General features: G+C 61.1%; 9 protein-coding genes. 4 read left to right on the top strand and 5 right to left on the bottom strand.

The window, feature by feature from the left end:
* Positions 1-54: 54 nt before the first annotated feature.
* From fhuF to RX972_RS19905, 3 genes are all read right to left on the bottom strand, one after another.
* Positions 55-810 (bottom strand): siderophore-iron reductase FhuF, encoded by a 756-nt coding sequence (gene fhuF, locus RX972_RS19915; RefSeq protein ID WP_316877762.1) that lies wholly within the window; start codon positions 808-810, stop codon positions 55-57.
* A gap of 55 nt (positions 811-865) precedes the next feature.
* Positions 866-1114: a hypothetical protein gene (locus tag RX972_RS19910; protein ID WP_231675161.1), complete on the bottom strand. Its 249-nt coding sequence runs from the start codon at positions 1112-1114 to the stop codon at positions 866-868.
* Positions 1115-1234: 120 nt separating this feature from the next.
* Positions 1235-2569 (bottom strand): lysine N(6)-hydroxylase/L-ornithine N(5)-oxygenase family protein, encoded by a 1335-nt coding sequence (locus RX972_RS19905; protein WP_316877757.1) that lies wholly within the window; start codon positions 2567-2569, stop codon positions 1235-1237.
* Between the two features lie 644 nt (positions 2570-3213).
* Here RX972_RS19905 and RX972_RS19900 point away from each other — a divergent pair.
* The 4 genes from RX972_RS19900 to fhuB all read left to right on the top strand — a co-directional run bounded on the left by RX972_RS19900 (position 3214) and on the right by fhuB (position 10512).
* Positions 3214-4902, top strand: coding sequence for a cyclic peptide export ABC transporter (locus RX972_RS19900; protein ID WP_164581711.1), 1689 nt, complete (start codon positions 3214-3216; stop codon positions 4900-4902).
* Positions 4903-5081: 179 nt separating this feature from the next.
* Complete coding sequence (locus RX972_RS19895; protein WP_316877792.1) at positions 5082-7430, top strand: TonB-dependent siderophore receptor; 2349 nt, start codon at positions 5082-5084, stop codon at positions 7428-7430.
* Positions 7431-7601: 171 nt separating this feature from the next.
* Complete coding sequence (locus RX972_RS19890) at positions 7602-8513, top strand: ABC transporter substrate-binding protein (RefSeq protein ID WP_316877754.1); 912 nt, start codon at positions 7602-7604, stop codon at positions 8511-8513.
* The gene (gene fhuB / locus RX972_RS19885; RefSeq protein ID WP_316877752.1) at positions 8506-10512 is read left to right on the top strand and encodes a Fe(3+)-hydroxamate ABC transporter permease FhuB; all 2007 of its coding nucleotides are present in this window, start codon (positions 8506-8508) and stop codon (positions 10510-10512) included. Before RX972_RS19890 ends, fhuB begins: the two co-directional genes overlap by 8 nt.
* 62 nt (positions 10513-10574) lie before the next feature.
* On the opposite strand, the gene RX972_RS19880 is transcribed toward fhuB, so the two are convergent.
* Together RX972_RS19880 and RX972_RS19875 are read right to left on the bottom strand one after the other, a co-directional pair.
* On the bottom strand, positions 10575-11519 hold the full coding sequence (locus RX972_RS19880; protein WP_099269555.1) for an alpha/beta hydrolase: 945 nt from the start codon (positions 11517-11519) through the stop codon (positions 10575-10577).
* A 26-nt stretch (positions 11520-11545) separates the two neighbouring features.
* The gene (locus tag RX972_RS19875; RefSeq protein ID WP_316877749.1) at positions 11546-23923 is read right to left on the bottom strand and encodes a non-ribosomal peptide synthase/polyketide synthase; all 12378 of its coding nucleotides are present in this window, start codon (positions 23921-23923) and stop codon (positions 11546-11548) included.
* Positions 23924-23935: the final 12 nt, after the last annotated feature.

Genomic DNA, 23935 nt, shown 5'->3' with positions numbered 1-23935 from the left:
CGTGAACAACTGAGCGCTGCGGGGTGGTTTACCGCCCGGCAGCGCCAAGGGCGGCTAGAGGGTGATCATTTCCGGCGGCGGCTCGTCGATCAAAGGACAGTTATCACAATGAGCCAGCGTGTCCAGACGATAGCGAATGCAACAGACTCGCCGTTGACGCCAGCGTCCGTCGGCGCGCAGGTCACAGGACACAGGTTCGTAGCGAATCGGTAAAAACAGCGGATTGCGTGAGCCGTCAGGGCGCCATTCGGTTTCCAACAGTGCCTTGCCATCCGCCAATAGATGCGGCGGCAGCGGCACTCGCGCCATTTCACCGATAAACCACTCGAAATAGTTACCGGCGTTGCTCCACAGCACTTTGGGTGAGAGCTTGACCTCACTGGCCAGGCCCTGCACAAAAGGCTGCAAATGGGCGTCGATCAGGTTACTGAAACGTTGGAACGGATCGCTCGGCGGGCTACCGAACACCTCGCCGTCGCCCGTCAGCTTGAAGGCTTCAGGCAAGCCCTGTGCATCAAGCACCACCTCGACGTCAGCAAAGTCCAACGGCAGGCGACGGCCAAGTACCAGAGCAGCAGCCACCACCGGTGGAATCAGTTTGACCAGATAATACTTCGACCATTGTGACGCCAGGGCGCGACGATCCTGGCCCGCGTTTTCCGGTGAAAAACGCTGCAGCACAGGCTCCAGATACTCAGGCTGCAACAGCCGCGTGGAAGCAATCGAGGGCCGAGGGTCATCACGCGTTACCAGCACGTCGCGATAGCTTGCGAACGGCCCCATGAACAGCGGCGCGAGGGCAGCAATCATAAGTGCGCCCCGCGCTGCCTGGAGTCGGGAGTGATCACGGCCGGGGGAAATAACGTCAACATAACCGGCATTGCTCGAAGAACACTTCGCGGCTCTGCACCATCAGCGCAGCCAATGCCCACAGTGCGAAATCAAGCTGTGACGGCTCGCGATCATGCGGCACCCGCCAGACATCGCCGCCACGCGCCACTTCAAGCAGCGGCTTATCGTCGACCAGCAACATAAGGAAGCGCTCGCCTGCATCGGCGAACAGCCGGCGCCCGTCGGGCAGTAACAACGTTCCGTTGGTAGAGTTGCAAGACATGGCAGAACCACCTCGGGCCGCGAAGTAATGCGCATTGAAAAACAGCGCCCCCGGTTCGTATAACGCTCAGGGGCGCTGAGGATTTAGTCCGGATGTAAATCACACCTCAGTCACAGTCGCTCAGGCACTTTGTGCCGCCCGGCTCGTCGTATCGCGATTGATGCTTTTGCCACCCTGTGGCTGGTCGAAAATCGACGCAGCGATTTCCGCAGCACGCATCGGCAACACCGACAGCAGCGTGTCACTAAGGCCGTGGCTGTCCTGGCTGAAGCCCTGCATGTAGATGCCCGCACGCAAACGCGGATCGGTTTGCAAACGGTAATCGCGACCCACTTCATAGTCGCCAAGGTAATCCTTGAGCGGCGCGAGCAGCTCGCGATGGGAGCTGCGCTGATAACCGGTAGCGAGAATCACCACGTCATAACGGCGTTGCTCGGTCGCGCCGGTGGCGCTATCGCGCAGGGTCAGTTCGATGCCATTGCTGTCGGCACCGGCCAACTCGACAGTGCGCCGGCTAAGAAACGCATGACGCTGCTGATTGGCAACTTTCTGTCGGTAAAAAATCGAATAGATCGACTCGATCAGGTTGAGGTCCACCACTGAATAGTTGGTGTTGTGGTATTCCCGAATCAACTTTTCACGCTCTGCCTGCGGCTCGTTGAACACCAGATCGGTATAGCTCGGCGCGAAGATTTCGTTGACGAAAGGGCTGTCATCCGCCGGTTTTAGCACCGCTGCACGCAGAATCATGTCGACCTGCGCCGACGGGTAGCTGTCATTCAGGTCAATGAACGCCTCGGCCGCACTCTGCCCGCCGCCAATTACCGCAATGCGCATCGACGGGCTCTTCAGGCATGGCTGTTTGGCGATACTTTCCAGGTAGCGCGAGTGGTGGAACACGCGCGCGTCGTTACGCAAATGACTGAACGCCGCCGGGATGCGTGGCGTCCCACCGGTACTGACGACCACGGAGCGCGTCAGACGGAAACGCTCCTGACCCCGCACATCGGTGGACAGCACTTTGAGCAGTTCTATGCCATCAGGACCTTGCACGGGCTCAACGCGGGAAACTTCTTCGCCATAGGCGCACTGCTCGGAAAATTGTCGGGCTACCCAGCACAGATAGTCGTTGTATTCCATACGGCACGGATAAAGTGTGCCCAGGTTTATGAAGTCGATCAGTCGGTCGTGTTTGTGCAGGTAATTCACGAAACTGAAAGGGCTGGTCGGGTTACGCAAGGTGACCAGATCCTTGAGGTAGGAAATCTGTAACTCGCTCTGGGTGACGAGGGTGTTGCCATGCCAGCGGTAGTCGTGCTGCTTGTCGAGGAACAGCGCCTGATAATTGCGCCCCTGCTGCAGAGCCTGTTCCTGCAAAGCAATCGCCAGCGCCAGATTGGACGGACCAAAGCCAATGCCAAGTACGTCGTAGGTCGGTGAGATCAACTGAGTCATGATGCCAGTGTCCTGTTTCACGGTAGCTGTGGAGCACGACGCGGGCCGGAATAAATCTTCCTCACCCTGAGGGTGGCGTTACTCCGCCTTCACGGCGCAGCCTGCCTTTTCCAACACCTGCGCATCGGCCAGAAGAAGCGCTTTCAAAAGTGCATTCAAAGGTAGTGACGAGAGCGCTCAGAAAAACTTTAGTAATGTTTCTCATTTGCGTATCTGACCGCAGAAGTGAAGCGCTCAACCAAAGCGCAGTCGACCCGCCCTCGCAGGCAGTATCGGAAAGTGATTCGCTTTATCACTGGAAATGCCGACTTCCCGGATGAATTCGGTCCCGGTCAGGGCAGTGCCGGCTGCGCAACAGCGCGGAGTCAAAGACGCCGCTGCCCCGCTTATCAAACACAGCATAAGCCTTTGAATTAATGCTGTTTTCTTGCAGCAGCGAGACTGCTCATGACAGGGCTGGCTCAGACGAAGAATCCCGCACCAAAAAAGGCTAATTGCCAGTATGCAATTTTTCTTAAATTTTCCTTCGCTCACTCGTCTTAACAAAAATGATTCGGATTGGCTTTGCCTCTCAGGGCCAAAGCACCGATCAGCCCTTGAATTCCAGCGTGCCCGACGGTGGCCGCAGAGCCTAGGAAAAAATGATGCAGACTCCCCCACAAAGCACCCTTGGTGAGCTTTTCAAGCTACTGCGGCCGTTCTGGCCACAGTTGCTGATGGCGACGGTCCTCGGCATCATCGGCGGCGCCAGCATCACTGCGCTACTTGCCACCATCAACCACAGCCTGAATGCCGAAGGTGGCATGCAATCAGGCTTGCTGGCAGGGTTTGCCGGCCTCTGCGTGCTGGCGCTGGTGGGATCGATCATTTCTGACATCGGCACCAACTATGTCGGGCAGCACTCCATTGCACGGTTACGTAAAGAGCTGGGCAGCAAGATCATCTCCGCCCCTATCGAGCAGATCGAGCGCTATCGCAGTCATCGCCTGATCCCGGTACTGACGCACGACATCGATACCATCAGCGACTTTGTGTTCGCCTTTGCACCGCTGGCGGTATCGCTGACGGTCTGCCTGAGCTGCCTGGGCTACCTGGCGGTCTTGTCTCTGCCGATGTTCCTCACCACGGCGGTCGCCATCATCATTGGCAGCGCCATCCAGTTTCTGGTGCGCAGCCGTGGTATCCGTGGGTTCTTTCAGGCCCGCGAAGAAGAAGACGAACTGCAAAAGCACTACCGTGCCCTGGCTGAAGGCGCCAAGGAGCTGCGTATCAGCCGCCCGCGCCGCTTCCAGCACTACAACGAGCGCCTGCAAGGCACCATTGATCGCATCTGCGATATCCAGGTTCGTTCGATCAACCTGTTTGTGGTCGCCAAAGGCTTCGGCTCCACCCTGTTCTTCATCGTCATAGGCTTGGCTCTGGCCTATGAGTCAATCTGGCCGAGCACCGATAGAGCCACCCTCAGCGGCTTTATTCTGGTGTTGCTGTACATGAAAGGTCCGCTCGAGCATCTGGTCGGCAACCTGCCCATCGTCAGTCGTGCCCAAGTGGCTTTCCGGCGCATTGCCGAGCTGTCGATTCGCTTCTCTTCTCCGGAGCCCAACCTGCTGTTGCGCGACGATGAGCGCAAGACCCTGGACATTGAGCAGATCGAACTGCGTGACCTGAGCTACCACTACCCTACCGAAGACGGCAGCACTGGTTTTGGTGTCGGTCCGCTCAACCTGACCATCCAGCGCGGTGAGATTCTGTTTATTGCGGGCGAAAACGGCTGCGGTAAAACCAGCATGATCAAATTGCTATTGGGCCTTTATGTGCCACAGAGCGGCCAGGTATTGATTGATGGCAAACCTGTCGACGACAGCAACCGCGACGACTATCGCCAGCTGTTCACGACTATTTTTGCCGACTACTTCCTGTTCGAAGACCTGCTCAAGGACAGCGCTGAAATCCCCGCCGAAGCCAACCGCTATCTGGAACGACTGGAAATTGCCCACAAGGTCTCACTGAACGACCACAGCTACTCCACCACCGACCTGTCCACCGGGCAGCGCAAACGTCTGGCTTTGGTTCAAGCCTGGCTCGAGAAGCGCCCGGTGCTGGTATTCGATGAATGGGCCGCAGACCAGGACCCTGAGTTCCGGCGCATTTTCTACACCGAGTTGCTGCCGGAGCTGCGCGCCCAGGGTAAGACCTTGATCGTGATTTCTCACGACGATCGCTACTTCGATGTCGCCGACCGATTACTGCGGATGAGCGCAGGAAAAATCGTCGAGGTCCAGCGCAAGAACAAGGACACCTCGTCAACCAGCCCCGACGTCGCACTCACCTGATCCGTCACGGCGCCCCTGATTACAGTGGCGCCGTAGTTGTAAAAAAGCTGTCTGTCATCGCCAACACAAAAAACTAAAAAAACTAAAAAAGTTTTATTAAAAACCAGTATTCAGGAGCGCAAAATTTGATTGGTAAAAGCAAGACCCCAACCCTCAAACACCCGACCAGCCATCTGGCAATGTTGATCAGCAGCGCCGCCCTGGGTCTGGCGCTGACCGCCACCAACGCAATTGCCGCGCCGGTGCGCATCGATATTCCGGCACAACCTCTGGGTTCGGCGCTGATCAGTCTCGGTACACAGTCTGACTTGCAGATCGTGTTCAACCCGGATCAATTGCAAAACCTGCGCAGCCCCGAGCTGCACGGCGAAATTGAACCAACGCAAGCACTGAACTCGCTGCTCCGTGGGACGGGCATCCAGTATCAGATAGAAGGCAGCCGGGTCACTTTGCTTGCCGCGGCACCGACCAGCGGCCCACTGACCATGCCCGACCAGATCATTTCCGGTCGCGCGGCGGTGCCAGAGGGTTACGAGAGCTACGTTCCGAAAACCAGCAACAGCGCCAGCAAGACCAATACGCCGCTGATCGAGATCCCGCAGTCCATCTCCGTGGTCACCCGCAAGCAGATGGAAGACCAGGGAGCGCAAACCGTCACGGATGCGTTGCGTTACGTCCCGGGCGTCAAAGTCGAAGCTTATGGTCTGGATCCGAAAGGTTTCGACTGGCTGTACATTCGCGGTTTCAACGGTCAGTCCACCAGCGATTACCTCAATGGCCTGCGTCAGCAGAACAACAGCTATGCGTTCTTCCGCAGCGAACCTTATGCGTTTGACCGTATCGACGTGGTAAAAGGCCCCTCTTCGACCCTGTTCGGCCAAGGTGACGCTGGCGGCATCATCAACCGCGTCAGCAAGAAACCCGAAGTCAACCATGTCAACGAAGTACAGCTTTCAGTCGGCAACTATGACCGCCGACAAGGCCAGTTCGACCTCGGTGGCGCACTGGACGATCAGCAACACTTCCTCTATCGCGTCGTCGGTTCGGTACGGGACTCCAACACGCAGGTGGACTACGACGATGGCCACGAAGTCAAAGACGACCGCCTGTACATCGCGCCATCCTTCACCTGGGCACCGGACGAAGACACCAGCCTGACGTTCCTCAGCGACTTCCTGCGTGACCGTAACGGCGGCTCGCTGTTTGCTTACAGCACGCCAAACGGGCACACCACCGATACGCTGATGGGTGATCACAGCTTCAACCACCTGAATCAGGATCAGTACAGCTTCGGTTATGAGTTCCGTCATCGTTTCGACGACACCTGGGAATTCCGCCAGAACGCCCGCTATGGTCAGGTAGACGTGATCTTCCAGAACCTGCTGCCGTTCAGTGTTGATACCAGCACCGGAAACACCATTCGTGGCGCAGACCGTTTTGATCAGCACATGAACACTTTTGCGCTGGACAACCAGTTGCAGGCTGACTTCCAGACCGGCCCGTTCACGCACAAGCTGCTGACCGGCGTGGATTACACCTGGCAGGACGCCGACGTCACTCGCTGGCGCGTTCGCGGCCCGGACCTGAACGTCTACAACCCGGTCTACGGCCAGCCGGTGCCCCGCCCAACCCAGGCCAACAGCATCGGCTCGATCAACTATGACCAGAGCATCGAGCAGATCGGTGGCTACATTCAGGACCAGATCAAGTTCGACGATCACTGGATCCTGACCGCAGGCGGTCGCTACGACTATGTGCGCAATGACCTGGACAACTACGTCGGCGCCTCGTCGAACCAGAAAGACAATGCTTTCACTGGCCGTCTGGGCCTGACCTACCTGACCGAGTTCGGCCTGGCGCCGTACGTCAGCTATTCCGAGTCCTTTGCGCCTAATACTGGCCTGGACCGCGGCGGTAACGCCTTTGATTCGAGCGAAGCGCACCAGTGGGAAGCGGGTGTCAAATACCAGCCTACCGACGCTATCCTGATGACCCTGGCAGCCTACGACCTGACCAAGACCAACGTACTGACCCCGGAGCTGGTCAATGGCGTGAGCACCGGTTTCTCGGTGTCCAATGGCGAGCAGCAGTCGCGCGGTATCGAAGCCGAGGTCAAGGCCAAACTGGACCAGAACTGGGACCTGATTGCGTCCTACACCTACACCAAGGCCGAGATCACCAAGAGCAACCGTGGCGACGAGGGTAATCGTCCGGCCAACGTGCCCAAGCACATGGCTTCAGCATGGCTGAACTACACCTTCAACGACACGATCCTTAATGGCCTCAGCCTGGGTGGCGGCGCACGTTATACCGGCGTGCTCTACGGCGATAACGCCAACACCTTCCACATCGACAACTACACCCTGTTCGACGCGGGCGCGAGCTACCCGCTCAACAAGAGCGTGACTGTCTCGGTCAATGCCCAAAACCTGCTGGACGAGAAATACTCAGCCACTTGCGATGACTCGTACGAGTGCTACCCGGGCATGCGCCGCACCTTGCTGACCAGCGTGAAATACAAATGGTGATCAACGCCTGATCTTTCAGGGGTATGCGTCTGTCCGCGCAGCACAATGCTGCGTCGGGCAGGCAGCGCCTGTCAGTGCGTTGCTGAACCCTCAGCCGGGCTCCTTTGATCAAGGGGCCCGGTGTCGTTTTTGGAGGATCACGATGAGCCGTTACCACCGAGGAGGACGAACATGCCTCTGACCCGCCGTCACCTGATTCAGCGATTTGCCGTGGGCGGCCTTGCGCTGACCAGCGGTCTGCCCACCATGAGCCTTTTCGCCGCCCCGCTGCAACGTATCATCGCCATCAACTGGGCTGCCGCCGAAACGCTGTTGACGCTGGGAGTCACGCCACTGGCGATCTCCGACGGCAGTTATTACAGCCGACGCATGCCCACTGCGCCACTGCCTCCCGAAGTCCTCGACGTGGGCCCTTACTGGGAACCCAATCTTGAATTGATCAAAGAACTCTCCCCGCAATTGATCCTCAGCGATCAAATGCCGCCTGCCATCGCCCGCTCGCTGCAGGGCATTGCGCCCACCGAAGTGGTCGATGTCTACCCCAGCGCCCTTAGCGTCTGGACCAGCGCCACGGGCTTCATGACCCGGCTGGCAGCCCGTATCGACCGCCAGCAACAGGCCGCAAGCTGGATCGCGGCAGGTGAAACCCGTCTCGCTCAACTGCGCGCACAACTGGCGCAAAGCCCTCAGCCGCCGATCTGTGTGGCAGTGCTCAATCAGGACGGTCGCCATGCGACGGTCTACGGCAAGAACAGCATGATTCAGGACGTGCTCGACCGGCTTGGTCTCGTCAATGCCTGGCAAGGCCCAAGCAGCGCCATGGGCATTTCCCTGATTGGCGTCGAACGACTCGCCGAAACCCCGGACGCGCACCTGCTGTACATCGAAATTCCGACGACGTCGGCGCGCCTGCAGAGCCTGCGCCAGACCAACGCGCTGTGGGAAAACCTGCCCGCAGTACGACGTGGCAACACCCTTGCGCTGGGTAAATTCTTCCCTTACGGCGCGGCTGCCTCGGCACTCAACCTGGCCGAATTGATCGGCACGTACCTGAGCCATCGCGGAGAACAAGAGCATGCTTGAACCGGCTATCGGCCTGGCGGCCCCTCGCCCTGCGCTGTTCCAGGGACCTCTGCCCTGGGTTCTGGTGCTGACCTTGCTGGCGATGCTGATCGCGGTGCATGGCTTACAGGCCCTGCTGCCCAGCGCGCTGTGGTGGCAGGCACTGTGGACCCCAGACCTGGACGACGGCCGTCAGGTCCTGTTGCATTTCAGCTTCGCACCACGCCTGCTGGTCAGCCTGATGGTAGGGGCTGCGCTAGGGCTGGCGGGGACGCTGTTTCAGCAGATTCTGCGCAACCCGCTTGCCGAGCCGGTCACGCTCGGCGTGGCGGCCGGAGCCAATCTGGCATTGTCGATTGCCACTATCGCCGCACCTGCCCTGCTGCTGCATGGCCTGGAGGGAGTGACCCTGGTCGGTGCCGGGCTGGCCACGCTGGCGCTGTTCGCCTTCGCCTGGAGCCGCACGATGTCTTCGCTGCGCTTTATCCTCGCGGGCATGGTGATCAGCCTGTATTGCAACGCCATCAATTCACTGCTGGTGTTGTTCAACCATGACTACCTCGTCGACCTGCTGCTCTGGCAAGCCGGTTCACTCAACCAGAGTGGCTGGGAAGGCGTGACTTATCTGGCGCCTCGTCTGGCAGTCGCCGCACTGATTGCCGGTTTGCTCGCCAGGCCTCTGGCCGTGCTGGGGCTTGAAGACCAGAGCGCGGCCAGCCTTGGGGTTTCTCTGCGGACCACGCGCACCCTGGGGCTAGTAGTCGCCGTGGCACTCAGCGCCTTCGTTACCAGTGCCGTCGGCATCATCGGTTTTGTCGGCCTCGCAGCGCCAGCCATCGCCCGCCTCAGCGGGGCGCGCACGTTGCGCCAACGGCTGATATGGGCACCGTTGATGGGCGCAGCGCTGTTGTGCCTGGTGGACCAGTGCGCGCGTGAGCTTTCACGATTTGTCGGTGAAGTGCCGGCCGGCATTCTCACCGCCGTGTTTAGCGTGCCGCTGTTGCTTTGGCTGCTCAAGCGTCAGCGCAACGGCGGCATCGTCGCGCAGCAGGGCAGCACGTGGCGCAGGCTTCCCAACCCTGGCCGGTACATCAGCGTCGGTGCAGTACTGCTCTTGTTGCTGGTCATACCGGCAATCAGCCTGGGCATCGGCTTGCACGGCTGGAACTGGAGCGGCCCGGAGCAATTCGACGGCGCGTTGCAATGGCGATTGCCACGGGTAATGGGTTCGCTCAGCGCCGGAGTCATGTTGGCGGTGGCTGGTTTGCTGATCCAGCGCCTGACCGGCAACCCGATGGCCAGCCCGGAAGTACTGGGTGCCAGCTCCGGTGCAGCGTTGGGGGTGATGGTGCTGTTCCTGTTGGTGCCACAGCCACAGGCTTTGATGGTGCCAGCAGCCTGCGCCGGTACCCTGCTCACACTCGGCGCACTGTTCTGGTTCAACTGGCGCAGCGCCTTGAGCCCGGAGCGCCTGTTACTGACCGGGGTCTGCCTGACCACGCTGATGGGAGCATTGAGCACGCTGCTGATGGCCAGCGGAGACCCGCGCATGACCTTGCTGTTGAGCTGGATGACCGGTTCGACCTATCACGTCGACGGTCCGGCCGCGCTGACGGCGCTGGTGATCGCTGGCGTCATGCTGCTGGTCAGCCTGTTGCTTTCGCGGCCGCTGGACTTGCTGACCCTGGGTAGCGGCACGGCCTCGGCCCTCGGTTTGCCGTTGCGTCTCAGCCACCTGGCGATTCTCGGCGTGGCAGCAGTGCTGACCGCGACCGCCACGCTGATCGTCGGCCCGCTGAGCTTCGTCGGTTTGATCGCGCCGCACATCGCCCGCCAGCTCGGCGTGCACCGTACTGCGCCGCAGATCTTGCTGAGTGCAATCATCGGCGGCCTGATCATGCTCGTAGCCGACTGGCTGGGACGTAATATCGCTTACCCGTGGCCGGTTTCTGCAGGGTTGCTGGCAGCCTTTATCGGTTGCCCGTACTTCCTCTGGCTCATGCACCGCCAGCGGCGCTGACCGGTTGCGCTGCCAATCGTGGTGAAGCCTGAACAGAGGCCTGTTCAGGCTTCACTCGATGTTTACCAGTGACGCGAGAGAAACTGCGCCGCTTGCCGGAAGTAGCTGTCCACATCGGACACCAGCCCGCCCATCCTCAAAAAGTCATGGGTCATGCCATGACACAGCTGCGCGTGCACCGAGACGCCCTGTTCACGTAACGCCTCGGCATAGGCCAGGCCCTCGTCCAGCAGCGGGTCGTATTCCGCGGCATACAGCAAGGCAGGCGCACTGCCGCGCAATGCATCAGCCGCATACAGCGGTGAACAACGCCAGTCATGACGCTGTGCCAGATCCGCTGCGTAGTGGTGATAGAACCAGTCCAGGCTGGCGGTTTCCAGCAAATAACCTTCCGCAAACAGCTCTTGAGATTCGCTACGCCGGGTTGCGTCAGTTGCCGGGTAGAACAGCAACTGCGCTCGCGGCTGCGGCCCACCCTCGCTGGCCAATTGGGCGGCCAGCACACTGGCTAGAGTGGCCCCGGCACTGTCACCGGCGACAGCAATGCGCTGCACGTCGAGGCCGTAAGACGCGGCATTCTTTTGCAGCCAGTCCCAGGCGTCGCGGGTGTCATCCAGCGCTGCCGGGAATGGCGCTTGAGGCGCCAGCCGGTAACCCAGTGCAAGCACCGCACAGCCACAGGCCTGGGCCAGCGAACGGCACAGACCGTCGTGAGAATCCAGACTGCCCACCGTGTAACCGCCCCCATGCAGATACAGCAACACCGGCCTGAGTGCCGACGCGTCGGATACCGGTTGGTACAGACGCGCTGGCAATTCATGCCCTTGCCGCCCAGGCAACAGCAAACTCTCGACCGGCATCAGCGGCGCACTGGCCTTGAGCGCCTGCGAAGAGGCTTCGAACTCTTCCCGCGCCTGCGCGACGCTCAGCTCATGAAGCGCCGGACGTCCGGCCTGGCGGCCGTCGTCAACCATATCGAGAAAGGCAGAAATATCCGGGTGCAACATACTCACCTCATTAACTAGTGTCCGGCTCATACAGGCATCTGCTCGCGTTCAGCGACCTGTGCGCAACAGTGCTGGATCAGGCCTTGCAGTTCCTGGCGGTACATCGCCATCAGTTGTTCGACGGTCGTGGTGCGGAATACCCGACTACTGAACAGACAACGTAATGCCAGCTCACCGTCGTAAACCTGACCGATGATCTCCAGCCAGTTGTTCAGCGGTGCACTGGCGGCATACGCATCGCCGGGGCGCTCTTGCAGCGGCGCAAACAGCGCCTTGTCATCAAAGCTCTGGTCGAATTGCCCCAAGTAGTTGAAGGTCACACGCGGTTGCACCCTGCCGGCCAGCAAGCGGCGCGTCTGGGCATCACCCAGGTAGCGCAGCACGCCATGCCCGATACCTTTATCAGGCACCGCACGCAGTTGCTCGCGAGTGGCAACAACCGACTCGGCATAACCGCCCTGCCCCGGCGTCAGGCGCAACGGGAACAGACTGGTGAACCAGCCAAGCGTGCGACTGTGATCCAGGCCTTCGAAAATGTCCTCGCGGCCGTGACCCTCAAGACCGAGCAACACCGACTCGCTGTCACTGAAACGACACAGCACGCGGCCCAGCGCCGTGAGCAGCAAATCGTTGATCTGGGTGCGGTACGCCTCGGGTGCAACTTTCAGCAATTGCCCCGTCAAGTCGCGGTCAAGGCGTAACTGCACCTGTTGCATATGCGCTACACGCTGGCTGCCACGCGGGTTGTCCTGCGGCGGCTCGCCCAGGCCTGCAGGCTCGGTTTGCTGCAACCAGTACGGCAGCTCGGCCAGCAGACGCGGATGCGCGGCATACTCGCGCAAACTTTGCGCCCAGGCCCGATAGCTGCTGGTGCGCGCACTGAAGCGCGGCACCTGGCCGTTGCACAGCTGTGTGTAAGCCTGTTGCAGGTCTTCAAGCAGGATCCGCCACGAGACACCGTCGATACCCAAGTGGTGAGCCACCAGCAACAGCCGTTGACTGCCGTCGGCCAACTCACTGTAAACCGCCCGCAGCAAACGTCCGTTGGTAATGTCCAGACTGCGCTGGGCCTGGTTGGCAATCGCAAGCGCGGCCTCGCTGTCCAGTGCGTCACGCAGCCACAACACCGGGTCGGCGCGCAGTCCGTCCTGCAGTTCGCTCAGCTCGCAATAGCGCTGGCGCCACTGGCCATCGTTGCCGCGAACAAACGCCAGGCGCAGGCTGGCGTGCTCGCTGAGCACCGCTTGCAACGCCGCAGCCAGATGCACCACGTCCAGCGGTTCGCGGCACTGCAAGAGGATCGCCTGGTTGAAGTGCTCAGGTGCTTGCAGGTCCTGCTCGAACAACCATTGCTGAATCGGGATCAGCCCGAACGCTTCATCACCGACACTTTCGGCCACCGCCTGTGGCTCGGCAGCATCCGCTTCGGTGCTCCCTTGGGCGCGCTCCAACAGACCGGCAATGGTCTGGTATTGCAGAAGATCACGCAGACGGATATCAAGCCCAAGGTCTTCGGCCTGACGCACCCGGGAAATCACTTGCAGACTGAGAATCGAGTCGCCACCCAGATCGAAGAAATTATCGTGAATGCCGACTTGCTCAACCTGCAGCACTTCTTGCCAGATCGCGGCCAGAACATGCTCGGTGGCATTACGCGGTGCAACATACGAGCTGCCGCTGTTCCACTGCGGCTCCGGAAGCGCTTTGCGGTCGAGCTTGCCGGCAGGCGACAACGGCATGCGCTCCAGCAGCATGACCTGCACCGGCACCATGTAGTCCGGCAGCCGTGCGCGCAGGTAACTGCGCAAGTCGTCGCCACTCAACGCAACGCCTGGGTGGTTGACCACATAGCCGATCAGTTGCTTGCCGCTATGGCCGTCGCGGGCGACGACCAGCGCTTCACGAACCTGCGGGTGCTCCTGCAAACGCGCTTCGATTTCCCCGAGTTCGATACGGAAGCCGCGAATTTTCACCTGATGATCGATGCGCCCGACATAGTCGATCACGCCATCGACGCGGCCACGCACCAGATCGCCTGTGCGGTACAAGCGGCCGCCGTCTGTGCTGAACGGGTCAGCCACGAAACGCTCGGCAGTCAAGTCAGGACGCTGATGGTAACCGCGAGCAAGACCTTCGCCACCGATGTACAGCTCACCCGCCACACCTAATGGCACCGGGCGCAGGTCCGGATCGAGGATATGCAGTTGACGTGCACCTACGCCTTTACCAATCGGCGCATACGCCGCATCGCAAGCCGTGTTTGCGTCGGCTTTCCAGAGCAGCGGGGTCACCACCGTTTCGGTTGGCCCGTAACCGTTGGTGATGCACTGTGGACGCAGCGCCTTCTTGGCCAGTTCAAAGCTCGCGTTTGGCACAGCATCACCACCGAAGCAGTAGATCCGCACCGGCGGCGGATTACCGTCACGCAGGGCGTGCTCGGCCAGTTGTTGCAGATAGGCCGGAGGGAAGGCAGCCACATCAATGCGCTGTTCGTGCAAGACCGTGTAGACCTGCTCCGGTGTCCACAATTCTTCACCACGCAGCACCAGACTGCCCCCGTGTACCAGCGTGGTCAGCCAGCGCTCGTGAGCACCGTCGAACGCAAACGACATGAAGTGCAGCTCGCGCGTCGAGCAGTCCATTTCGTATAGCTCGCCAATCGCGGCACAATGCATCGCTAACGGTCCGTGGGCCACGCTGACGCCCTTCGGCTGCCCCGTGGAGCCTGAGGTGTAAATGATGTAAGCGAGGTTTTCAGGCTCCAGTTTTACCGACGGCACATCGCTGCGTTCGGTGCTCAGATCCAGCGTGTCGAGCTCCAGACACAGCACGCCGTCGGGCAGCGGCAAGCGCTCACGCAGTCGGCTGTCGGTAATCAGCAACGCAATTCCGGCATCGGCCATCTGGAACGCCAGACGCTCACGCGGGTAGTCCGCGTCTAGCGGCACGTAAGCCCCGCCCGATTTGAGCACCGCCAGCAGTGCCAACGGAATCGCAACCCCGCGAGGCAACACCACACCAACCCGCACTTCAGGCCCGATACCCAGGCTGATCAAATGATGCGCCAATCGATTGGAGCCAAACTCCAGCGCAGCGTAATCAAGCTGTTCGGTGCCGCACAGCAAGGCAGTTGACGACGGACGCAGGCGCGCCTGATCTGCAATCGCCAGATGCACAGGCGGCGCTGGCAAGCGAGCCTGATGCGGGCCACGGCAATTGCTCAAGGCACTGCGGTCAGCCTCGGACAGGCATTGCAGATCGCCAATAAAGCGCGCCTGACCAGCGACCATGGCGTCGAGTATCTGCTCCATGTTGCCGCGAATACGCTCGACCGCCACCGCGTCGAAATGGCTGCGCAGGTACTGGTACTCAATCTCCAGGCCTTCACCCACACGTATAGCCAGGTCCATCGGCACGTTGGTCACGTCTTTCAGGCTCAGCTCGCCAAAGCGCGGGCCGTTACCGGTATCACGGCGCAGAGCCTCGTCTACCGGGTAGTTCTCGAACACGATGATGCTGTCGAACAAGGCCTGACCGCTGTGCCCGGCCCAACGCTGAATGTCATACAGCGGCGTGTGTTCAAACTCGCGTACTTCGGCGTTGTAAGCCTGCAACTGACGCAGCCATTCGCCCAAATCATCCTGAGCCTGGGGTGCCTGGGCAATCGGCAAGGTATTGATGAACAGCCCGAGCAGGCTGTCGATACCCGGCAGTTGTGCCGGACGCCCTGCCACCGTGGCACCGAACACTACCTGTTGCTGCCCGGTGTAACGCTGCAAAAGCAACAGCCAGGCACTTTGCAGCAAGGTATTGAGGGTGATGCGCTGGCTGCGCGCATAGGTTTTCAGGCGTTCGGTAGCGGTCGCATCGTAGTGGCTGTAACTCAGGCCGTGACCCTCACCTTCTGCCGGGCGCGAGAGGCTGTCGGCGAGTAGTGTCGGCTGCTGCACCTGGGCCAGATGAGCACGCCAGAACGCTTCGGCGGCCACACCATCCTGGCGTTGCAGCCAGCCGATGTAGTCCGCATAACGCGCACTGACCGCTGGCAATTCAGCGCCTGCATACAGTTGCAGCACCTCTTTGATCAGTTGCGCGCCGCTCCAGCCGTCCATCAGCAAGTGATGAGTGGTCCAGATCAGATGCTGGCGACCCTCACCCAGATCGATCAGCGTCAGGCGTTGCAGTGGCGGCCGGGCCAGGTCGAAACCTTCCAGACGATCCGCTTCTGCGAAGGCGACGATATCCTGCACATCGTCACGCAGGCGCAACTGCGCCGGGGCAGTGGCATACACCACCTGCAACGGTTCACGCAGGCCGCTCTGCCAGATGAAACCACTGCGCAGCGTGTCGTGGCGAGCTACGGCGCGGCGCCAGGCCTGGGCGAAGCGCGTGCTGTAGAGGCCTTCTACCGGCACGCTGATCTGATTGACGTACAGACCGGACCCCGGATTGTCCAGCGCATGGAACAACATGCCCTGCTGCATCGGTGACAGCGGGTAAAGGTTCTCGACCTGATTCAGGTCCAGTCCCAGCTTCTCGATCTGCCCGGCGTCCAGACGCGCCAGCGGGAAATGCCCAGTGTGTGCAGGCGTCGAGTCGCTGACACTATTCCCTGCAGGCGCGCCCACAGCAGTGATCACCTGTGCCAGCTGGGCGACGGTGGGGTGCTCAAACAGTTGTCGCGGGCTGAGTTGCAGCCCGGCCTGGCGTGCGCGGCCAGCCAACTGGATAGACACGATGGAGTCGCCACCCAGCTCGAAGAAGTTGTCGTCGATGCCAACCTGTTTTAGACCCAGTACCTGTTGCCACAGCTCAGCCAAACGCAGTTCCAGCTCGCTGCGCGGCGCCTGATAACGCTGTTGCAAACTGCTGAAATCCGGGTCTGGCAAGGCCTTGCGGTCGAGCTTGCCATTCGGCGTCAGTGGCATGCGTGTCAACACCATCACCTGTGCAGGCACCATGTAGTCCGGCAATTGGGCCTGCAACGCAGCGCGCAGCTCTTCGGGCCCGATAGCGGCCTCGCCGTCAGCGACGACGTAGCCCAGCAGTTGCTTGCCCAATGGAGTTTCGCGGGCAATCACTACCGCTTCACGCACCCCGTCGCACGCCAGCAGGCACGACTCGATTTCGCCCAGTTCGATACGGAAACCACGCACTTTGACCTGATGGTCGATACGCCCGAAATACTCCAGCACACCGTCCTGACTCCAGCGCGCCAGATCACCGGTGCGGTACATACAACCGCCCTGCGCGTTGAACGGATCTGCTACAAAGCGCTCGGCAGTCAGCCCCGGCCGTGCGTGATAACCACGTGCCAGGCCGTCACCGGCGATATAAAGCTCCCCGGCGACACCTGCTGGCAGCGGGTGCAGTGCCGCATCCAGAACGTACAGTTGGGTGTTGGCAATCGGCTTGCCGAGCAACGCCCGACCGCCACGAGGGATACGCCAGGCCGCTGACCAGATGGTGGTTTCGGTCGGACCATAGAGGTTCCACAGCTCATCCGCCTGGGCACTGAGCACCGCCGCCAACTCGACTGACAGCGCCTCACCACCGCAGAAGAAACGGCAGCCCTGCAGGCGCGTGAAATCCTCATGGGCGCTGAGCAGCGTCCAGGTCGACGGCGTCGCCTGAATCACTGTCACACCTTTTTCCAGCACGGTGGCCAGCAGCCGCGTCGGGTCACGGGCGCAATCACGGTCCACCAGTTGCACGCTGCCACCCACCAGCAACGGCAGGTACAGTTCCAGGGCGAAAATATCGAAGGACAGCGAAGTCAGCGCCAGCACCCGGTCGCGGCCTGTCAGGCCCGGTTCCCGAGCCATGCTTGACATGAAGTTGACCACCCCGCCATGACGCACGGCCACGCCTTTGGGCTTGCCCGTGGAACCGGAGGTGTAGATCACATACGCCAGGTCGTCGATGTTCACTGGCCGTTGCAATTCGTCCGGGCGCAGGTCGTGCTCGGCCAGACTGTCCAGTTGCGACCAGTCGCGGTCAAGGCAGAATACCTGCGCCTGGCTGTCCGGCAGTTCGCTCAATAAATGCTCTTGGGTCAACAGCAAGCGCACTTCGCTGTCGGCCAGCATGTGCGCCAGACGCTCAGCAGGGAACTCAGGGTCCAGCGGCACATACGCAGCGCCAGCCTTGAGCACCGCCAGCAACGCCACAGGCAACTGCACAGTACGTTCCAGTGCAACACCGACCGCACAATCCGGGCCTGCACCCTGAGCACGCAACCAGCGGGCCAGACGATTGGCCCGCGCATTCAACTGCGCGTGGCTGAGCCGGGCACTGCCGTCGTCCAGGGCCAGCGCCTGGGGATTGAGCGCAGCCTGTTGCTCGATCAAATGATGCAGGCAGGCCTGACGCGGATAGTCCATGGCGCTGGCGTTGAAATCACGCAGCACGCGCTGACGTGCGCTGCTGTCCAGCAAGCCGATTTCCCCCAGCGGCTGGCGACCGTCGGCACAGAACTGCCAAAGCAGGTGCAACAGTTGGTCGCCGATGCTCTGCACGGTGTCCCCGTGGAAATGGCTGCAACGGTAGTCAAAGTTCAAGCGCAGTCGCTCGCCCTGAGCAACCATCAGCGTCAACGGGTAGTTAGTATTTTCCTGCGCCTGCATGCCGGAAAAACTCAAACCGCCCGGAGCCTGACGCAAGGCCTCGGCAACCGGGTAGTTTTCGAACACCAGCAGGCTGTCGAACAGCGCCTCGCCGCCCTGTGCAAAGGCTCGCTGGATGTTGCTCAGCGGGGTGTGTTCGTGTTCACGCAGTTGCAGGTTCTGTACCTGCAAAGCTTGCAGGTAATCTGCCAATGGCTGTTCGGCACGCGGGCTGACCACCACTGGCAGGCTGTTGATGAACAGGCCCAATTGTTGCTCGATCCCGGCCAGCTCAGCCGGACGCCCGGCCACGGTCGCGCCAAAGACCACAGTGGACTGGCCACTGTAGCGCTGTAGCAGCAACGCCCAGGCCGCCTGCAACACGGTGTTGACGGTGACTTTGTGCTGACGGGCAAACGCACTCAGGCGTGCGCCCTGCTCAACGGTCAACAAGCGTTGTACCTGGCCAAAACCGTCCTGCGCAGTGCTCTGCGGCACACATTCTGCCAAGCGGGTCGGCGCGTCCAGCACCGCCAGTTGCGTCTGCCAGAAAGCCTCGCTGGCGGACGCATCACGGCCCTGCAGCCACTGAATGTAATCGCGGTAATGACCACTGGCTACGACGGCTTGCCCGGCGTAGCGCTGCAACACTTCGGCAAACAGCTGCGCGTTGCTCCAGCCGTCCATGAGGATGTGGTGATGGGTATAGATCAACTGGTAACGCTGCTCGTCACACCGCACCAGCACCAGCCGTAGCAATGGCGGCTGATCAAGGGCAAAACCTGCGGCGCGTTGCGCCTGGGCCAGCGCCTCAAGGGCGATGGCCTGATCGTCGCGATGGCGCCAGTCGAGCACTTCCAGCGGCAGTTTGAGTTGCCGATGAATCAATTGCAGCGGTTGCGCCAGACCTTCCCAAAGGAAGCTCGCGCGCAAATTGTCGTGGCTGTCCAGCGCAGCCTGCCACGCCGTACGGAAGCGCTCGGCATCAACACCGTCGATGTCGACGCGTAACTGGTTGACATAAACCCCACCCTCGTTTTCATACAAGGCATGGAACAGCATGCCCTGTTGCATTGGTGCCAGTGGGTAAAGGTCTTCGATTTGCCGAGCGGCCAGCGGCAAGGCATCAAGCTGCGTTTGCTCCACGCCTGCCAACGGGAAGTCAGACGGTGTGACACCGCCCGCGCCTTCCTCCAGGCACAGTGCAATCAAACCCTGCAATTGCTCGAGATAAGACTGAGCCAGCGCCTCGATAGCTGTGTCATCGAACATCGCTGTGCTGTACGTCCAGCGCAGGCTCAACTTGCCGCCAAAGACCTGGCCATCGACGCTCAGCCAGTTGCTCAGCGCACCCTCGGCATCACGGTTGGCGCCCGATTTTTCGCTGGCAGGCTGGAACAAAGCATCGCTGCCAAAACTGTGGTCAAACTGCCCCAGATAGTTAAACGTGACCCGCGCCTGCGGCAGTGCGGCCAGGCTTTGCCCTTCGCCACCCAAGTAACGCAGCAGACCATAACCCACGCCACGCTGCGGTACGCCACGCAGTTGTTCCTTGACCGACTTCAGCGTTGCTATCGGCTCACCTCCGTCGTGCAGGCGCAGGGCAAACAGGCTGGTGAACCAGCCGACCGTACGGCTTAGATCGAGGTCGTCGAACAGTGCTTCGCGGCCATGTCCTTCGAGCTGCACCAGCGCCGAGGTTTCGCCCGTCCAGGCGCACAGACTGCGGGTCAGGGCGGTGAGCAGCAGGTCGTTGACCTGCGTGCGGAACACCGCAGGGGCCTGCTGCAACAAGGCGGCGGTGGTCGCGGCATCCAGCTCAACACGGTGCGTGCGCGCATGGCGTCCGCTCAGGCTGGCCTGTGGGTCACGCGCTGGTAAATCACCGCTCGGACCTTGCAGGCTGGTCTGCCAGTATTTCAGTTCGGCGCTCATTTCGGCGCTGTGGGCATGGGCCGCCAGCCGCTCGGCCCATTGCTGGAACGAGCTGCTGCGCGGTGGCAGTTGCACGCTGACTCCGCTCGCCAGTTGCCGGTAAGCCGTCTGCAGGTCTTCCAGCAGTACTCGCCAGGAAACGCCATCTACCACCAAGTGATGAATCACCAACAGCAAGCGCTGGCTGCCATCAGCCAATTCCACCAGCAGCGCACGCAACAGTGAGCCCTGGCTTAAATCCAGGCTGCGCTGGGCCGCCTCGCAGTGCATCAGCAATTCGTCGGCATCTGCGGCCTGACGAATCCACAGCAGCTCGGGATCGTGTTCGTAGACGGCATATTCGGCACTGCTCGGCTCAGTGCCGAAACGCAGGCGCAAACCATCATGCAGTTGGCAGACGTGCCCGAGGGCGCGCTCCAGCACGGCGCTGTCCAGTGTTTGCTGGCAACCAAGCAATACCGACTGGTTCCAGTGTGCGCGATGTGGCAGTTGCTGTTCGAAGAACCAGTGCTGGATCGGCAGTAACGGCGTGCGGCCGCTGGCAGGTGCGTTGACCACGGCCACACTGTCACCCTGACGCGCAACGGCGGCCAGGGCTTTGAGGGTCTGGTGCAGGAACAGGTCTTTCGGGCTCAGTTGCAGACCAGCCTGACGGGCACGGCTGACCACCTGAATCGAGACAATGGAATCGCCGCCCAACTCGAAGAAATTGTCGTCGATACCGACCCGCTCAATGCCCAGAACCGACTGCCAGATCTCTGCCAGCAGGGTCTCGCGCTCATCACGCGGCGCCTGGTATTGCTTCTGTTGCTGGCTGAGGTCAGGCTCCGGCAAGGCCTTGCGGTCCAGCTTGCCGTTAGGCGACAGCGGCATGGCGGGCAGCACTAGAATCTGCGCAGGCACCATGTATTCCGGCAGGTGCTCCAGCAGTTCACGGCGCAGGCTCTCGCTGTCGTTGCCTTCAGTGCCATGAACCACCACATAGCCCACCAGTTGCTTGCCTTGCGGCGTGTCGCGGGCAATCACCACGGCCTCTTCGACCGATTCCAGCCCTTGCAGGCGGGCTTCGATTTCACCCAGTTCGATACGCAATCCGCGGATCTTCACTTGATGATCGATACGCCCGACGTATTCGATGGCGCCGTCTGCGCGCCAGCGAGCCAGGTCGCCGGTGCGATACAGCCGTTCGCCCGCAGTGAAGGGGTCGGCCACGAAGCGCTCGGCGGTCAGCCCCGGCCGCAGGTGGTAACCCCGCGCCAGGCCCACGCCGCCGATGTACAACTCGCCTGCCACGCCTTGCGGCACGGGTTCCAGGAACGCATCAAGGATGTACAGCCGCAGGTTGTCGATAGGTCGGCCAATCGGTACCTGATGCCGATCATTTTCTTCATCGCAGGCCCAGTAACTGACGTCGATGGCCGCTTCGGTCGGGCCATAAAGATTGTGCAGGTGTGCTCTGTGGCGCTGGCGGAACTGCTGTTGCAGCTCGTAAGGCAGCGCTTCGCCGCTGCACATCACCTGTTTCAGTGACGGGCAGTGTTCCAGCTCGCCGGAGATGACAAAGGCTTGCAGCATCGACGGCACAAAGTGCAGCACGCTGACCTGACCTTCGTTGATCACACGACGCAATTCCAGCGGGTCGCGATGCGCACCCGGTTCTGCCACCACCAGCGCAGCGCCGGTCAGCAACGGCCAGAAGAACTCCCAGACCGACACGTCGAAACTGAACGGAGTCTTTTGCAGGATGCGGTCGGTGTGATCCAGCTGATACGCCTTCTGCATCCAGTGCAGACGGTTGATCAGCGCCGCATGGCTGTTGCCTGCACCCTTGGGTTTGCCGGTGGAGCCGGAGGTGTAAATCAGATACGCCAGGTTTTGCGGGCTGCCGAGGGTTGGCAGGTCGCCGGGATCCAGCGCCTGCAACTCAGGCCACTGGCTGTCCAGGCAGAAGGTCTGCGCGGCACTGGTGGGCAGTTGCTCAAGCAAGTGCTGCTGGGTCAGCAACAGTTGCACACCGCTGTCGCCGAGCATGTGTTCCAGACGTTCACGCGGATAGTCCGGGTCCATCGGCACGTAAGCACCACCCGCCTTGACGATGGCCAACAAGGCCAGCACCAGTTCCAGCGAACGCTCGGCGCACACACCGACCAGCACGTCCGGGCCTACACCCTGCTCGCGCAGCCAGAGAGCCAGTTGGTTGGCGCGTGCGTTGAGTTCGCGGTAGGTCAGTTGCTGATTGCCGAACTGCACGGCCAAAGCATCCGGCGTTGCAGCGACTTGCTCTTCGATCAGACTTTGCAGTTGCACCTGATCAGGGAAGTCCGCGGCAGTGTCGTTCCAGCCGTGGAGCAACTGTTCGCGATCATTGCCCGAGAGCATCGGCAAGCGGCCCACGACCTGGCGTGGATCTGTGAGCAGCGCCTGCAGCAGGTGCAGGAAATGCTCGCGCATCTGCGCAATGCTCGCGGTATCGAACAAATCGGTGGCGTAGCCAAACTGACCGCGCACCAGGCCATCACGGCTCTCTTCGGTGCTCAGCATCAGGTCGAACTTGGCGATGCCAACGTCCAGTTCGAGGCTTTCCAGGGTCAACCCGCGACCATCGGCTGAAGGCAGTTCGCGCAAGCCGTCGCGCTGACTTGGCAAATGGTTGTAGGCCACCTGAAACAACGGGTTGTAGCTGAGGCTGCGCTCTGGCTGCAAAGCCTCCACCAGACGCTCGAACGGCAAGTCCTGATGGGCCTGAGCACCGAGTACCGCCTGCCGGGTGCGGTCCAGAAACGCGACGAAGGTTTCGTGCTCGTTCATCTCCGTGCCCAACACCTGAGTGTTGACGAAGAAGCCGATCAGCCGTTCACTCTCCCCCCGACCACGGTTGGCCACGGGCACACCGACCCGCAGTTCACGCTGGCCGCTGTAACGAAACAGCAGCACTTGATACGCCGCCAGCAACAGCATGAACAGCGTTGCGCCCTGGCTGCGAGCCAGTTCGCGCAGGCCGCTGCTCAAGGCTGCCGGCAGCTGGAAGTCCAGCGCCGCGCCACGGTAGCTCTGCACAGCCGGGCGTGGGCGGTCACTGGGCAGGGTCAGCACCAGCGCTTCGCCGCCCAGTTGACGGGTCCAGTAATCCAACTGGCGATCACCTTCACCGGCCGCCATCCACAAGCGCTGCCAGCGCGCATAGTCGGCGTACTGCACCGGCAAGGCTTCCAATTGTGCTGCCGCACCGCTGACGTGCGCGGTGTACAGACTGGCGAACTCGTCAGTCAGCACGCCCATTGACCAACCGTCAGAGACGATATGGTGCAGTGTCAGCAGCAGGATGTGTTCGCGAGCATCGAGCCGAATAAGCGCCAGACGCAGCAGCGGCCCAGTGCTCAGATCAAAGGGTTGCCGGGCCGCGTGTTCCAGTTGTTCACGGGCACGCGGCTCGCGCTGTTCAACGGGCAGCGCACTCAGATCAAAGCGTTGCAGCTCGGGATCAAGGCTCGGCAGTATTACCTGAACCGCTTGCGAGCCGTGCTCTCCCTCTATTTCGCGAAACAGCGTGCGCAGGCTTTCGTGCCGGGCGATCAGGGCCGCAAAGCTGCGTTGCAACGCATCTTCGTCCAGCTCACCGCGCAGCCGGACTGCCGCCGGGATGTTGTAGGCCGCGCTGTGCGGTTCCATCTGCCACAGAAACCACAAGCGACTTTGCGCAGCCGACAGCGGCGCCTGTTCACACGGCTGACGCACAATCGGCAGGCGCTCCAGGCGCACACCTTTTTCGCCCAGTTGACGCAGGAAAATAAGCTGGCGGTCTTCCGGCAGAGCGGCCAGGCGTTCGGCAACCTGCTGCAACTTCTGTTGTTCGGTGTTACTCATCAAAAATTCTCC

It is taken from the genome of Pseudomonas syringae group sp. J309-1 (genome assembly GCF_032582135.1).
In the GTDB taxonomy this organism is placed as follows: Bacteria; Pseudomonadota; Gammaproteobacteria; order Pseudomonadales; family Pseudomonadaceae; genus Aquipseudomonas; species Aquipseudomonas quasicaspiana.
The sequence above is the reverse complement of the archived record's forward strand: the minus strand, read 5'-3'. Positions and strand labels throughout refer to the sequence as shown.